The sequence below is a fragment of the Maledivibacter halophilus genome (genome assembly GCF_900167445.1).
Taxonomy (GTDB): domain Bacteria; phylum Bacillota; class Clostridia; order Peptostreptococcales; family Caminicellaceae; genus Maledivibacter; species Maledivibacter halophilus.
In genome coordinates this window covers 1-15,555 of the sequence record NZ_FUZT01000027.1, presented here as the reverse complement: position 1 = coordinate 15,555, position 15,555 = coordinate 1, and the positions used below count along the sequence as shown (strand labels likewise).

Genomic DNA, 15,555 nt, shown 5'->3' with positions numbered 1-15,555 from the left:
GCAAATTTAAGTATAATATTTGCTTATGTGATTTTTAAAATTAGAATTATACAATTTCCTCATATCTTAATTATACCAAATATAGCCATTATTATTCTTTTTTTATATACCCCAAAGCCCTATAGAGTAAAATAATTTCATAATTAAAATTTAGGACAATTTCATATAGGAATAATATTACTTTTAGTTTTGTTGTTTAATTTTGACGGCAGTATATTAAAGATTTTCAAGCTATATTTGGCAGATAGTTTTTAAATTTCCTTTAATTCTTTCTTTATAAATTCTACTATTTCCTTAATATAATCCTTTGAAAAATCAAATTTTATTCCTGCTGTCTCGTATATACTGCTAACAGACTGAGAATACCCAAGCTTTAAGAAATTTTCATATTGCTCAATAGCTTTAGGTCCATTTTCTTTATAATTTTTATATATAGCTATAGCTCCAAGCTGTGAAATAGCATATTCAATATAATAAAAGGGAACTTCAAATATATGAAGCTGTCTAAGCCATCTTGCTCCCTTTTCTATATCAAACTCCGACCAATCTACCCCCTGGTTAAATCTATCCATAAGGGATTTAAAATATTCTGTTCTTTCTTCTACTGTATGATCTGGATTAGTATATATCCACTGTTGAAAAGCATCTACAATCATGGCCCATGGTAAAAATTGTATAGTGCCTTCAATTTGCTCCCTCTTTGCTTTTCTCAAATCTTCTTCATCTTCATAATATTCATCCAGATATTCTAATGTAAGAAGCTCCATTGACATAGATGCAAGCTCTGCAACCTCACTTGGAACATCTTTATATTGACTTATTTTTTCATCTGCCTTTGCAAAGGAATGCATTGCATGGCCTGATTCATGAAGTAAAGTTCTTACATCGGAATTCAGACCTACTGCATTCATAAAAATAAATGCAGCTCCATGTTCAGCAAGTGGGAAGTTATATCCTCCTGGTGCTTTCCCTTTTCTATTTTCTAAATCAAGAAATTTACTATTTTTCATCATTTGTAACTTTTGTCCAAATTCTGGCTTTACTTTATATAAAATTCTAATAGACTTGTCTATAAATTCTTCTGCATCATCGAAGGGCTTTAAAACTTTACCATCAACATCCACCTCTGTATCCCAGGGTCTCAGCTTTTCAACTTTAAGCTTTTCTTTTCTTTCATTACTCAATTCTTTTAAAAAAGGAATTACAACTTTTTCTACTGAATCATGAAATTTAAAAATATCTTCAGGGGTATAATCAAATCTTCCCTTTGCCCTGTGCATATAATCTCTATAATTATCAAAACCAGCATTTTTAGCAATTTTTACTCTTATTTCCTTCAAATCATCAAATAATTTTTCTAACTCCTCCTTTTTACTAAAGACTTTTTCAGATATTAATCTCCATGCCCGTTCTCTTACTTCTCTATTCGGATATTTTAGATATTTTTTCATTTGTAATAATGTGTTCTCTTCTCCATCAAAATCTACAGTAAGCCCCGACATAATTTCTCCATATTTATTGGAGAGCTCATTTTCTTTTACCATAAGAGGAATATTCTCTTCTCTAAAAATCTCTATATCCTTAGATATTATTCTTATAAAATGAGCATATTTATCAGAAGACATCTCATCCTTATAGGGACTTTCATATATCTTCTTTTTAAATCTAAAATCATAGGGCTGACTTTTGGAAACAATATCTGCGTAAAACTGATTAAACGCTTTAGAATATTGTGGTTTATCAGCATTACAAGTCATTTTTATATATTTCCATGCATAGGTCTCCTCAATTATATATGATAATTCACTATATTTTTCAATAAGATTTTCTAAATCATCTTTAGAATTGATCTGGGCTCCTTCAATTTCTTTAAATTCCTTTTCAACTTCCTCCCATTCATCCGCCTTAAAGTTTTCATCAAAATATATCCTTTTTTTCTTTTCTATCCCTTTATCTGTTAACATCTTATAGTCTCCTTTCATATCCTACTTTCTTTGATTATTTTTTCTAGCTTAATTATATTTTGATTACAAAAACTATCATTGGTCTTTCCTCTCTTTACACACCATCCAACACCTGTAAAAGTGTTAAATAACTGATAAAAAGGTAAGGTTCTTTCAATATCTGGTAAACTTCGTATGTTACTATATCCCAACAAAAAACTTTTTCTGCTGCCGGGATATAAATCCCAAACAAAAAGCTTTATCTTGGAAAAATCTACATCCGCTGAGCCTATTCTTACTGTTTCAAAATCTAAAAGACCTACAATATTTGAATCCTTAATAAGTATATTTCCTGGTCTATAGTCCATATGTACTATAGAAGGATAATCGGGCTTGGGTAAATCTTTATAGTATAAATCGAAAAGTTTAATACATTCATCAATTAATTTTGTATTTAAAATATTTTTACAATCATCTATACAACCTTCAAACCATTCTCTAATAATTTCCCACCATTTATCCTCTTCTGTATATATTAATTCATACGCCTTACCAAGTTCATTCCTTTCTATATTAATATCATGAAGTCGAGCTAAAAGTTCACCCATTTGATATGCTATTTTATTTCCTATATTGTTAGTAATAGGTTTCCCGTCAATATAGGATAATATTAAGGCTCCTGAAATTTCATCATTTCCCTCCCAAAAATCTAATATTCTTGGTGTAGGAAGCTTACCTTCTAAAAGCTTTAGCATTTTATATTCCTTAAGCAGCTTTTTCTTATTATATGGTATTTTTAATATAACCTTTTCACCATTTTCTAAAACCAAGCTACATACTTTAGAACTATACGATTCTGGAACAGAGTCCATATCACGAACCTTTAATTTCATTATTTTTATTACTTTTCTAATAAGCTTTTCCACTTTAGTTTCTCTCCTCTAAAAAATATAAAGAAATCTAATGAAATTTTATCAGTTTTTAGTTTTATCAAATTAATGTCCATACTTAAATGAGAAACTTACATAATTAACATTATTAATTTTAGAATGCAATATGTAGATAACTTACCTGACTCTCCCTACTACTTTTTGCATCTTAAAACTATTCACATGTATTATGCAATTTCCTAAAATATTTATATTATAAAATCCTAATATGATTATTTTTTTCATTAACCTTATATTTCTATACTAGATAAAAAAAACCTTCATAAAAATATAAATGGGAAACTTTTGTTTGTTTATAATACTTTGGAGCCAATCAACTTTAGATTAGGATATATATGAAATAAAGCATCTACTCATAAGGAATAGATGCTTTATAATAATATATTTAATATTTATTAGTAATTAGTTTCTTTAATTTCAAAATAAGCCTTCTCAACGCCACATAATGGACATTTACCTGGAGCCCCTGCTGCTTCGTGTACATATCCACATGCTCTACACTTCCATCTAGTGGCTCCCTCTTTCTTAAATACTTTTCCTTGTTCTAAATTCTCAAGAAGTTTAAGATATCTTTTTTCATGTTCTACCTCAACCTTAGAAACTAAATTAAACACTGCTGCAATCTGTGGAAAGCCTTCTTCCTTAGCCACCTTGGCAAATTCAGGATAAATTTCAGTATGTTCTTCGTTTTCCCCTTCAGCTGCAGCCCTTAAATTTTCGGCTGTTGTTCCAACCTTACCTGCTGGATATGTGGCAGTTATCTCTAATGGTCTTCCTTCTAAAAAGCTAAAAAATTTCTCAGCATGATACTTTTCATTTTCAGCAGTTTCTAAAAACAATTCTGCTATTTGCTCATAACCTTCTTCCTTTGCCTTTTCAGCAAAAAGTGTGTATCTAGTCCTTGCCTGAGATTCCCCGGCAAATCCTTTAAGTAAATTTTGTTCTGTTTTAGTTCCAACTAAATTTTTCATAATATTATATCTCCCCTCTATATAATTTTTATTCTTTATTTAAAATTTTCAAATACATACTATTATTTCACTTTAATTTGTATTTTAAAATTCTTCACATGTATTATGCAATTTCCTCAATTATATATATACCTTAAAAAATCAAAACAAAACATTTTTTTAAGTTTTTCATTTGCTTTCTAAATTCGTTATATAAATACCTCAATAAATACAAAGCCCTTTAGATATATACTCCAAGGGCTTTACCAATTTTCAAATTATTTTATTATACTTTTCAATTTTAATTATTGAGGAAATTACATAATTACATAATTACATCTTCTAAAAATCATCTGATATACTAGCTTTAAAATCTCTACTGATTGAGCTCCATATCTCCATATTTTATATATCCTTTTTTTCTCATATATTCAGAAATAATGAGGGTAAGTATAGCAGGTAGTATAAAATGAAGTATTCCTATATTAATAATAATTTTACCTACAGAAATTTTACCAGCCATAGCAGCCATAGTACCAAATTGACCTACCAAACCACTAGTTCCCATGCCTGCGCCTATACTGTTATTTTCCATTTTAAAAATATAGGTTGATATTGGTCCAATTACAGCACTGGCCAATGTAGGAGGTATCCAAATAAAAGGATTTTTTATTATATTGGGTACTTGAAGCATTGAAGTACCAAGACCCTGAGCTATAAATCCTCCAAATCCATTTTCTCTATAGCTTGCTATTGCAAAGCCTATCATTTGAGCTGAGCACCCGACAACCGATGCTCCTGCAGCTAGCCCACTTAATTGCAGGGATATGGCTAAAGCCGCACTGCTTATTGGTAAAGTTAATATCATTCCCATTAAAACAGCCACAATAATACCCATAGGAACAGGATGAAGCTCAGTTGCCCTATTAATTATTTCTCCCAATCCCTTCATAATCTGAGCTATGCCAGGACTTACAAATACTCCAACCAATCCGCCAACTATGATAGTTGCAGCTGGAACAAGTACTATATCTACTTTTGTCCTTCCGGATATCAATTTTGAAAATTCTGCTGCTGTTAATGCTGCTATAAAAGAACCAACAGGCTCTCCTATAATAACTATGAATGCTCCACTTTCAGCCTTAGCAACTGTTCCTGCTCCTATAGCTCCAGCCACTAAAGAGGCAAATATACCTAAAGGCGGAGCACCTACACTATATGCCACAGCAGCCCCTATGGCTGGTCCCATCATAAATTGAGAAACATTTCCAAAGGTTATAAGCTCATCTATACCAGTAAAATCACCAATTTGTTTAAGTATTAGACCAATAATTAATGATGCAAATAATCCTAAAGCCATTCCATTTAGTGCTTTAGTTATATATTCTTTAAAACCCTTTTTCATTTAAGCCACCTCTTTGGTATTTATTCAAATTATTTGTTCATGTATAAATAAAACATGTTTGAATATAAATGATTTAAAGTAAAAATAATAAATTCAAATATAAAGGTATAAATATTCATTATCTTATTTATCCTTTATCCTAAAAAACTTAAATTGTCTTCTTTAAAGTTTATAGATTTTCTTAATGTATAAATTAGTCTTTCAATCTATTTCATTATATTAACTAAAATATATTCAAACTAATATCCATAGCCTTAGCAGAATGAGTCAAAGCACCTACAGAAATTATATCAACACCTGTTTTTGCAACATCAACTATATTACCAATATTTAATCCACCTGAAGCTTCAAGTAAAACTCTTCCCTCCGCCACTTTAACAGCCTTAGTCATTTCATCAATATTCATATTATCAAGCATTACAATATCAGCCCCTGCTTCTATAGCTTCTTTAAGTTTATTAACACTTTCAACTTCAACTTCAATTTTTACTGTATGAGAAGTCCTATCCTTTATCTTAGCAACAGCCTTTTTAATACCCCCTACAGCCCTTATATGATTATCTTTAATCATAACAGATTCAGAAAGATTATATCTATGATTATGGCAACCTCCTACTCTAACAGCGTATTTTTCTAATATTCTGAGTCCAGGAGTAGTTTTTCTTGTATCAACTATCCTTACTGGATAATCTTTAACAATTTCACTGTATTTTTTAGATATTGATGCTATTCCCGACATTCTTTGAAGAATATTTAATGCTATCCTCTCTCCTTTGAGTATAGCCTTAGTACTACCTTTTATTTCAGCAATATTAACACCCTTTGTTACTTCATCTCCATCCTTTACATTAAAAATTACTTTAATTTCACCATCTATCATTTCAAATACTCTTTTTGCAACAGCTAATCCTGCTATTACTCCATTCTCCTTAGTAATCATACAGGCCTTTGATATACTTTTATTGTCTATTAAATTATCGGTGGTTATATCTATATTACTAATATCTTCTTTTAATGCATTTACTATTATTTCATCAATTAAAACCCAATTAAACAAAGTTCTCTCCCCCTAAATCCCTAACCATAATATGACTTCCTAGGCTTTCCTTTCTTTTAAGTGCTGAGGTGATTATTAAATAAGCTACATAAGCCATATTCACGCATTCATAATATTCTATACTATCTTTACTATAACTATTTAACTCCTTAATTATGGTTTCAATAATTTCACAAGCTTTATTAAGACCTTCTTTGCCTCTTAATATGAAAGCATATCTATTCATTACTTCCCTTATTCTTTCTTTAATTTTATTTAAATCACACTTTAATTCATCTTTATTATGTTTATATTTTAGATTTAAATTATAAATACTTTTCGAGCCTATTTTAATATTAATATCCTGGGCTATTCTATTCCCAAATACTATTCCGTCAAGTAATGAATTGCTGGCTAGTCTGTTTGCACCATGGACTCCTGTAGAAGCTGATTCTCCACAAGCATATAAATAGTCAATATTGGTTCTACCCTTATAATCCGCTTTAATTCCACCCATTATATAGTGTTGTACTGGACAGACTGGAATATACTCTTTTGATATATTAATGCCTTTTTTTAAGCATTCATCATATATATATGGGAATCTATTTTTTATAAAATTCTCATCTCTATGGGTTATATCTAAATATACATTAGGATTATTTTCCTTTTTTATTTCAATTAAAATAGCCTTTGCAACAATATCTCTTGGTGCTAAATCCTTAAGCTTATGATAATTCTCCATGAAGGCTTCATCTTTACTGTTTCTTAGCACAGCTCCTTCTCCCCTTACAGCTTCTGATATTAGAAATCTCTTTCTGTCCTTTTCATTATAAAATGCTGTAGGATGAAATTGAACAAATTCCATGTCAACAATTTTTGCTCCAACCCTATATGCCATGGAAATTCCATCACCGGTTGCAATAGATGAATTTGTTGTATTTTTATATACTTGTCCTATCCCTCCAGTAGAAAGAACTACTGCTTTAGCTAATAAAGCATATATCTCTTTATCATCTTTAACAAGTACACCAATACATTTATTTTTATATGTCAGTAAATCTATAACAAATGTTTCTTCATCAACTTTAATATTTTTTCTTTTTTTTACTTCCTCTGTCAAAGATCTTATTACTTCTTTACCTGTTTGGTCCTTAGAATGTAGAATTCTTCTTTCTGAATGTCCCCCTTCCCTAGTAAGCATAATATTACCATGCTCATCTTTATCAAATATGGCACCAATTTCAATTAATTTTTTTATATTTTCACGAGCTTCTTCTACAAGTATTTTTACTGATTTTTTATCGTTATAGTATCTTCCTGCCCTAAGGGTATCCTCTATGTGGAGATTGATATTATTTTCCTTATTAATGCAAGCTGCAATCCCTCCTTGAGCAAGGTTACTATTACTTTCATTTATTTTATCTTTAGTCAATAGCTTAATCTCATATTTTCCACTTATATTTAATGCAGTATAAAGGCCTGATATCCCAGTCCCCACTATTACGACATCGCAATGTTCTTTCCTTATCTCTTCTAAGTCAAAGTTAATTAAATATCTCTTCATCATATTTATTAAACTCCTTTAAGAAAGGCTCAACATTTTTTTTAGGGATTTATATGCTTTATCCATTATTTCATTATCAACATTAATTTCATTTTTTTCATATTTTAACGAATTATATACTTCTTTTAATGATGTTTTTTTCATGTTATAGCAAACTAATGAAGGAGAAAGTAAATGAAACTCCTTATCAGGATTTTGTTTTCTAAGACTATGGAGTATCCCCATCTCTGTTCCTATTATAAACTTCTTATCATCGTGGCTTTTCACATATTCAATTATTTGTGATGTACTTCCCACAAAATCCGCCTTTTCTACTACAGCTGGATTACATTCAGGATGAACTAATATTTTTATTTCACCTCTTCTTTTTCGAACCATGTCAACTTCATTATGTCTAACTCTATGATGGGCAATACAAAAGCCTTCCCATGGTATTATGTCCTTTTCTGGAAGCATTTTCGAAATATAGTTTCCAAGATTTTGATCCGGAACAAATAATACTTTATTCTCCTTCAAAGACTTTACAACCTTTAAAGCATTTGAAGAAGTACAACATATATCACTTTCAGACTTAACCTCCGCTGAAGAGTTTACATAACATACTACTGGAATATCTGGATAATCTTCTTTAAATGTCCTAAGCATATCGGCATCTATCATGTCAGCCATTGGACAACCTGCATCTAATACCGGAAGTAGCACTTTTTTGTTAGGTGAAAGTATTTTTGCACTTTCAGCCATAAAATGAACACCACAGAAAACAATAATATTTGCATCTGTATCTGCTGCTTTTTTACTAAGCCCTAAGGAATCTCCAACATAATCTGCTATTTCCTGCACATCAGGTATTTGATAATTGTGAGCTAATATAATTGCATTTTTTTCTTTTTTAAGCTTTTCTATTTCTTTTATAATAACTTGTTCTTTCATTATCAAATTCTCCTCTCAATATAACAACTACTTCTAAATTTTTTGTCTTTCTTTTCACTGTAAATGATTTCTAAAATATACCAAAGAAACATTCTGTATTTACACCTGTCTTGTCACTATTATATATAAAAAAAGCATTTCTATCAATCCTTAACTAAAAAACCAACTTCATTTAATTTATTTAATATTATTTCATAGATTTCATCATTTGGAACTTCTATAGTATGGATATGCTCTCCACCAGTTAAAGAAGCTAATGGCTCAGCCTTAAACTCTTTTACCTTGTCAGTAAATTTTTTTAAATCATATCTGCTATTTATCATAAGTGGACATCTTATCTCTCCATATACAGGATGAGTAACTATTACATCTAACACTTTTGCACCCATATCCACCATTATTCCAAGCTCTATTTCTATAGATTCATATCCTTTATGCTTACAAAAAATTGTTCTTATATTTCTATCATTCTTATTAATCTTTAATATATAGTAACCACTAGACGTTGCCATAATATTAATACCCTTTGCTCTTAGTACTGCTATATCTTGAACTATAACCTGTCTGCTGACATCAAATTTTTTTGATAAATCAGAACCGGTAATAGGCTCATCCCTACTATTTAATATATCTAGAATTTGTCTTCTTCTTTCTTCAGTTGTCAAAATTCACCCCTCCTTATTATATAAATTTCTCATAGCAAAACTTAATTTATATACATCAATAGCTCTCAAAAACACTGAGTATTCTAATATATATAATAAAAATAATATTTAAGAAAAAATATCTACTGTAGTCATGCTACATTAAAACTTAAAATAAATTTTGCTGAAATAATGGAGATTTCTACATTCTTTCAGCAAAATTTATTAATCTTTAGAATAGAATTACTATATAGTGAAACAATATAAAACTTTATTTTATACATCTTATATATCTTAAAATATCAATTTTTCAGAGATTTTTTATGATATATAGATTGACCTTTCATTTTCCTTCACTATATGTATTCTTTCTTAAATATTATTAGATATAATACTATCTTGTTTTGACTCTAGTTCTTCTAGCATTCTCCCTTGAATTGTTTATGTGATTAATTATTGCTTTGGAGGCCTCTTCTTTATTTTTTTCAATGAAAGCATCTAAGATTTCTTTATGTTCCTTTAATGTATTTTTCACTCTTCCAGGAGACCTTAAAGACCTGTACCTTGTAGTCTTCATAAAATATTGAAAATCTTTTAAAACATGCTCCATATATCTGCTTTTTGTGGCATTATAAATTGTTTCATGAAATTTTGTATTAAGTTCAGCTATTTTATCTATATCATTTTTAAATGTATAGAATTCCATTAACTCATATATATCTTTAAGCTTCTGTAAATCGTTATCATTCATCCTATCAATAGCCCATTTTACTGCAATAGCCCATTTTACTGCAATAGCCTCTATAGAAATTCTAATAGTATATATGTCTTCAACATCTTGACTAGATATTCCTTTAACTATCACTCCTCTATTGGGAATATTATCAACAAGACCATCTAATTCTAATTGTTTCAAAGCTTCTCTAACAGGTGTTCTACTAACACCAAATTCTTCAGCAAGCTTAGCTTCTACTATTTTCTCTCCGCTAGGATATTTACCAATTAGAATATCTTCTCTTATCTTCTCAAAAATCATAGAAGTTAATGATTTATTCACTTTCTTTTCATGAAATAAATTTTCCATTTTTACCCCCACATTATTAAGGCCGAAAGTTATTTTCAGCATACTATTATACTATCATTTCACCGTCATTTTACATTATAAATATATTTTTGTCAATGTTAGAAAATTTTTAAAAATTTATAAATGATGTATAATTTTTATTTTTTATGTATATTTATTAATTTTTTTTTATTTTTCTATTGAAATTATATTATTTTTTGCTATAATATATTAATAAACATACATTAGGAGGTATAAATATGAATAGAGATAAAGTCGTTTTAGCATATTCTGGTGGTCTTGATACATCTGTAATTTTGAAATGGTTAGAGATAGAACATAATCTTGATGTTATTGCTGTTTGTATAGATGTAGGTCAAGAAGAAAACTTTATTTCAGTTAAGAATAAAGCTTTAGCAACGGGAGCTTCAAAGGTTTATATAATAGATGTTAAGGAAGAGTTTGTAAGTGATTATATTTTTCCAACATTAAAAGCTGGTGCTGTTTATGAAGATAAATATTTACTAGGCACATCCTTTGCAAGACCTCTTATTTCTAAAAAATTAGTTGAAATTGCTGAAAAAGAAGGAGCCGTAGCTATTGCCCATGGAGCAACAGGTAAAGGTAATGATCAGGTACGTTTTGAAGCAACTATTAAAGCACTCAATCCATATTTAAAAATAATAGCCCCTTGGCGTCAGTGGAATCTAAAATCCCGTGAAGATTGTATAGACTATGCTAAAAAGCATAATATTCCTATTCCTGTTACAAAGGAAAAGATTTATAGCCGTGATCAAAATCTTTGGCATATAAGCCATGAAGGTGGAAATCTTGAAGATCCATGGAATGAACATGATAAAGATATATATATGATGACTGTAAATCCTGAGGATGCACCAGATAAGCCAACATATATTGAAATTAAATTTGAAAAAGGTATACCTGTATCTATCGATGGTATTAAATATTCACCCGCCAATATGATATATAAGCTAAATGAAATTGGTGGTTCCAATGGTATAGGAATAATTGATATTGTAGAAAATAGACTCGTAGGTATGAAATCCCGTGGCGTTTATGAAACTCCTGGAGGTACAATACTATATGAAGCACATAAGACCCTTGAAAAACTCGTTCTTGATCGTGCAGTACTTAGCTTTAAAAAAATGGTATCTGAAAAATATGCTCAGCTTGTATATGATGGTTTGTGGTTTACTCATCTTAAAAATTCACTGGACAAATTTGTTGATAATACTCAAGAAGTTGTATCTGGCACAGTTAAGATGAAACTTTATAAAGGAAGCTGCAAGTCTGTAGCCACAAAATCACCTAATTCTTTATACAATGAAGCTTTTGTAACCTTTGGTGAAGATGATGTTTATAATCAAAAAGATGCAGAAGGGTTTATAAATCTATTTACTTTGCCTTTAACTATTAATGCTATCATGAAAAAGGAGAAAAATGAAAAGGAGAAACAAATAATATGAAATTATGGGGTGGAAGATTCTCAAAGTCTACAGCAAAACTAGTGGATGAGTTTAATGCTTCTATATATTTTGATAAAAAGCTCTGTAAACATGATATTCTTGGCAGTATATCCCATGCTAAAATGCTTAGTAAATGTAATATAATATCTGAAGATGAAAGCTTAAAAATAATTAATGGACTTAAAGAAATATTAGATGATATAGAATCGGGAATTATAGAATTTAAAGTAGAATATGAAGATATCCATATGAATATAGAAAAAATTCTTACGGATAAAATAGGTAATTTAGGTAAAAAACTCCATACAGCAAGAAGTAGAAATGATCAAGTTGCTGTTGATATTAGGCTTTATCTTAAAGAAGAAATAATAACTATATGCCAGTTAATAAAAAAACTACTGATAACTTTGATTAAATTAAGTGAAGAGAATATAGATACTATTATGCCCGGATATACACATCTTCAAAGAGCCCAGCCAATAACATTTGCCTATCACATAATGGCATATTTTCAAATGTTCAAAAGGGACTATTTAAGACTTAAGGATTGTACCCATAGAATGGATTTTTTGCCATTAGGGGCTGGAGCCTTAGCAGGTACTACCTATGATACCGATAGAGACTTCATTGCTAATGAACTTGGTTTCAAAGGTATATGTGAAAATTCCCTTGATGCAGTTAGTGATAGAGACTTTATAATTGAATTTTTAAGCGCATCATCAATAATTATGATGCATTTAAGCAGGTTTTGTGAAGAATTAATCCTTTGGAGTTCAAGTGAGTTTGATTTTGTAGAAATGGATGACAGCTTTAGCACTGGAAGCTCTATAATGCCTCAAAAGAAGAATCCCGATGTAGCTGAACTTATAAGAGGAAAAACAGGAAGAATATATGGTAATTTATTTAATATACTAACAATAATGAAGTCTTTGCCCCTTGCATATAATAAGGATATGCAGGAAGATAAACCGCTTCTCTTTGATGCAGTAGAAAATATAAAACCATGCTTAGAAATATTCAATGAAATGATATATACTATGAAAATTAAAAAGGATAATATGAAAAAGGCAACTAAATCAGGCTTCATGAATGCCACTGATGTAGCTGACTATTTAGTAAAAAAAGGTCTTCCCTTTAGAAGTGCCCATGAAATTGTTGGTAGAATGGTTTTATATTGTATACAAAATAATAAAAACATTGAAGATTTAACATTAGAAGAATTTGAAAGCTTCTCCTCTCTTTTTAGTGACAATATAAAAGATAAAGTAAATATAAAAACCTGTATAGAAGCAAAAATTTCAATGGGTTCAACTTCTACTAATAATGTTATTAATATGATTAAAAAAGGTAAAAATTTTCTATATACTTTGTAAAGAATTTACTAGTTTTGAACATTAAAAGCTATTTACAGAAATATATTTTATAGGAATTTAAGTAAAGACCTTAATTTATATATGTTCAAAACTCTAATAAATCTTAAGTATTTGTACATGTATAAACAGAGTTTTAAGATTGATTAACTATATATAGATATTCCAGTAAAATAGTTAATTTATTCATATCAAAATTCCTCAGAAACACTGGATATTTTGATATGAATAATTAAGTTTTATTGGCGTATATCTATATAGTTATCGAAGTATAAAAATTAATAAAAATAACGTTCAATCCAACAATATTAATCAAAATCTTCTTCATAGTTTTTAAATGTAGATTTGATGAAACACATCACGAAAATTATATTTACTACCATTATACATTTTTAGACAAAATGTTTCATATGAAACATTTTAAATCCTATAATATAAATATTTTAGGAAAAGTATATATAATATTGGAAAGCATATATGCTTTCTTCATAACTGAATTTAATCTTAAATTAATAATTAAAATTTATTATCTATAGCACTATGCTTTAGATATTTTTTTATACTCTACATATGAATATATAATTGGATAAAGCATTGCAACAACCATAGCAGCTACAAATGCAATTACAGTGGCTACTCCATTTAAAAATACTGAAGCTATAAATATTATCCCACTAATCATAAATGAAAAACTGGCAACTCTATGGGTCTTTTTCCATACTATTTCATTTGCAAGAGTCCATGGCGTCCTTATTCCAAAAAAATAATTATGTCTAATTTGACCCATATAATTTCCAATTACTATAAACATTATTCCAATAAATAGTCTTACAAATACTCCTATATTTATATTAAATCCAAGTGAATATAAAATTATCATCCAATGCACAGCAATTATAAATAATACAGTAAAATATTTAGCTATATTATATGCCTTTTTATGTTTTAAATATGAATTTTTTTTAGGATCTATTTTAGGAAGAATTGTCATTAATATATATATTATTAAAGGTAAAATAGCTGTAATAAAAACTGAGGCCCTATGGCTGTAGTCATTTATTTCTCCATTAAAATTAAAATTTGTTGCTATTTTTTCCGGTAAGCTATTATACACAAATACTGTTGTTAATATAGATAAAATTACTAAAAAGACTAATACTTTATTAATTCTCATCTTCATCTCTCCTTTCTAGAAAGTCAAAAAACCAATTCATTATTTCCTGGACAGCTGTAGAATTCAATGAATAATATATATTTTGTCCCTTTTTCTCCCAAAGTACTAATTCTGCATTTTTTAATATGTTTAAATGATGACTTATAGAAGGCTTACTTATACTAAAATACTCTGAAATCTCTCCAGCTGTTAAATCTCTTTCCCTAAGTAATCTTAAAATTTTTCTCCTTGTTGCATCTGACAATGCTTTAAAGGTTTTATTCAAACTATCACACCCTATATGCTTATTTAGATATTTATCTAAATATCTAAATAAATTGTACAATACATACTTAAATTAATCAATGTATTTTTTTTGCATTAAAGTATATTATTTACTGTGAAATATTCCTTTCATAGCTAAATTAGCACTGTTATTTAAAAAAGTAAACAATACTAATATCCATGGTAATATCAGAGAATTCCACCAAAATTCACAATAAAAATAAAAACCTGAAAGAATTGTATTCTTTCAGGTTTTTTCATTTTTAACCGGCAACGACCTACTCTCCCAAGCAGTTACCCGCCAAGTACCATCGGCGCTGAAGGGCTTAACTTCTGTGTTCGATATGGGTACAGGTGTATCCCCTTCGCTATTGCCACCGGATTTGTGCACTATCGTGCAAATGAACAATGTATAGTGCATAATTAATAATTGTTTTTTTATTCTCTCAAAACTGAACAATGGATGTTTTGGTCAAGCCCTCGACCTATTAGTACCTATCAGCTAAAGACATTACTGCCCTTACACCTTAGGCCTATCAACCAGATGGTCTTTCTGGGGTCTTACTCCTTTCGGATGGGAAATCTTATCTTAAGGTGGGCTTCGCGCTTAGATGCCTTCAGCGCTTATCCCTTCCGTACTTAGCTACTCAGCCGTGCTCCTGGCGGAACAACTGATACACCAGCGGTACGTCCATCCCGGTCCTCTCGTACTAAGGACAGCTCCTTTCAAATTTCCTGCGCCCACAGCGGATAGGGACCGAACTGTCTCACG

General features: G+C 29.6%; 13 protein-coding genes and 2 rRNA genes. 2 read left to right on the top strand and 13 right to left on the bottom strand.

Features of this window, described 5'->3' with window-relative positions; translation table 11 throughout:
* Positions 1–251: 251 nt before the first annotated feature.
* The 9 genes from B5X81_RS26270 to B5X81_RS26230 all read right to left on the bottom strand — a co-directional run bounded on the left by B5X81_RS26270 (position 252) and on the right by B5X81_RS26230 (position 10,509).
* Positions 252–1,964, bottom strand: coding sequence for a M3 family oligoendopeptidase (locus B5X81_RS26270; RefSeq protein ID WP_079495988.1), 1,713 nt, complete (start codon positions 1,962–1,964; stop codon positions 252–254).
* Between the two features lie 14 nt (positions 1,965–1,978).
* Complete coding sequence (locus B5X81_RS26265) at positions 1,979–2,869, bottom strand: phosphotransferase family protein (RefSeq protein WP_079495987.1); 891 nt, start codon at positions 2,867–2,869, stop codon at positions 1,979–1,981.
* 419 nt (positions 2,870–3,288) lie between these two features.
* Positions 3,289–3,864, bottom strand: a complete 576-nt coding sequence (gene rbr, locus B5X81_RS26260; RefSeq protein WP_079495986.1) for a rubrerythrin — start codon at positions 3,862–3,864, stop codon at positions 3,289–3,291.
* A gap of 355 nt (positions 3,865–4,219) precedes the next feature.
* Positions 4,220–5,248 carry a PTS transporter subunit IIC gene (locus B5X81_RS26255; RefSeq protein ID WP_079495985.1) on the bottom strand — a complete coding sequence of 343 codons (1,029 nt, stop codon included), beginning with the start codon at positions 5,246–5,248 and terminating at the stop codon, positions 4,220–4,222.
* 223 nt (positions 5,249–5,471) lie between these two features.
* Positions 5,472–6,305, bottom strand: a complete 834-nt coding sequence (gene nadC / locus B5X81_RS26250; RefSeq protein WP_079495984.1) for a carboxylating nicotinate-nucleotide diphosphorylase — start codon at positions 6,303–6,305, stop codon at positions 5,472–5,474.
* Complete coding sequence (gene nadB, locus B5X81_RS26245; RefSeq protein ID WP_244282255.1) at positions 6,298–7,854, bottom strand: L-aspartate oxidase; 1,557 nt, start codon at positions 7,852–7,854, stop codon at positions 6,298–6,300. The genes nadC and nadB overlap by 8 nt, the downstream gene beginning before the upstream one ends.
* 15 nt (positions 7,855–7,869) lie before the next feature.
* A complete protein-coding gene (nadA, locus tag B5X81_RS26240) occupies positions 7,870–8,781 on the bottom strand; it encodes a quinolinate synthase NadA (protein ID WP_079495983.1) in 912 nt (303 codons plus the stop codon).
* Positions 8,782–8,924: 143 nt separating this feature from the next.
* Positions 8,925–9,446, bottom strand: a complete 522-nt coding sequence (locus B5X81_RS26235; protein WP_079495982.1) for a transcription repressor NadR — start codon at positions 9,444–9,446, stop codon at positions 8,925–8,927.
* Positions 9,447–9,819: 373 nt separating this feature from the next.
* Positions 9,820–10,509 (bottom strand): GntR family transcriptional regulator, encoded by a 690-nt coding sequence (locus B5X81_RS26230; RefSeq protein ID WP_170917620.1) that lies wholly within the window; start codon positions 10,507–10,509, stop codon positions 9,820–9,822.
* 239 nt (positions 10,510–10,748) lie between these two features.
* Between B5X81_RS26230 and B5X81_RS26225 the strand changes: the two genes are divergently transcribed.
* The gene (locus B5X81_RS26225; protein ID WP_079495980.1) at positions 10,749–11,975 is read left to right on the top strand and encodes an argininosuccinate synthase; all 1,227 of its coding nucleotides are present in this window, start codon (positions 10,749–10,751) and stop codon (positions 11,973–11,975) included.
* Complete coding sequence (argH, locus tag B5X81_RS26220; protein ID WP_079495979.1) at positions 11,972–13,348, top strand: argininosuccinate lyase; 1,377 nt, start codon at positions 11,972–11,974, stop codon at positions 13,346–13,348. The genes B5X81_RS26225 and argH overlap by 4 nt, the downstream gene beginning before the upstream one ends.
* 535 nt (positions 13,349–13,883) lie before the next feature.
* Here the strand turns inward: argH and B5X81_RS26215 are convergent.
* From B5X81_RS26215 to B5X81_RS26200, 4 genes are all read right to left on the bottom strand, one after another.
* Positions 13,884–14,519, bottom strand: coding sequence for an SdpI family protein (locus tag B5X81_RS26215; RefSeq protein WP_170917619.1), 636 nt, complete (start codon positions 14,517–14,519; stop codon positions 13,884–13,886).
* On the bottom strand, positions 14,509–14,784 hold the full coding sequence (locus tag B5X81_RS26210) for an autorepressor SdpR family transcription factor (RefSeq protein WP_079495977.1): 276 nt from the start codon (positions 14,782–14,784) through the stop codon (positions 14,509–14,511). The genes B5X81_RS26215 and B5X81_RS26210 overlap by 11 nt, the downstream gene beginning before the upstream one ends.
* A 264-nt stretch (positions 14,785–15,048) precedes the next feature.
* A 5S ribosomal RNA gene (gene rrf / locus B5X81_RS26205) occupies positions 15,049–15,165 on the bottom strand.
* A gap of 86 nt (positions 15,166–15,251) precedes the next feature.
* Positions 15,252–15,555: ribosomal RNA gene (locus B5X81_RS26200) — 23S ribosomal RNA — on the bottom strand; the annotation flags it as partial.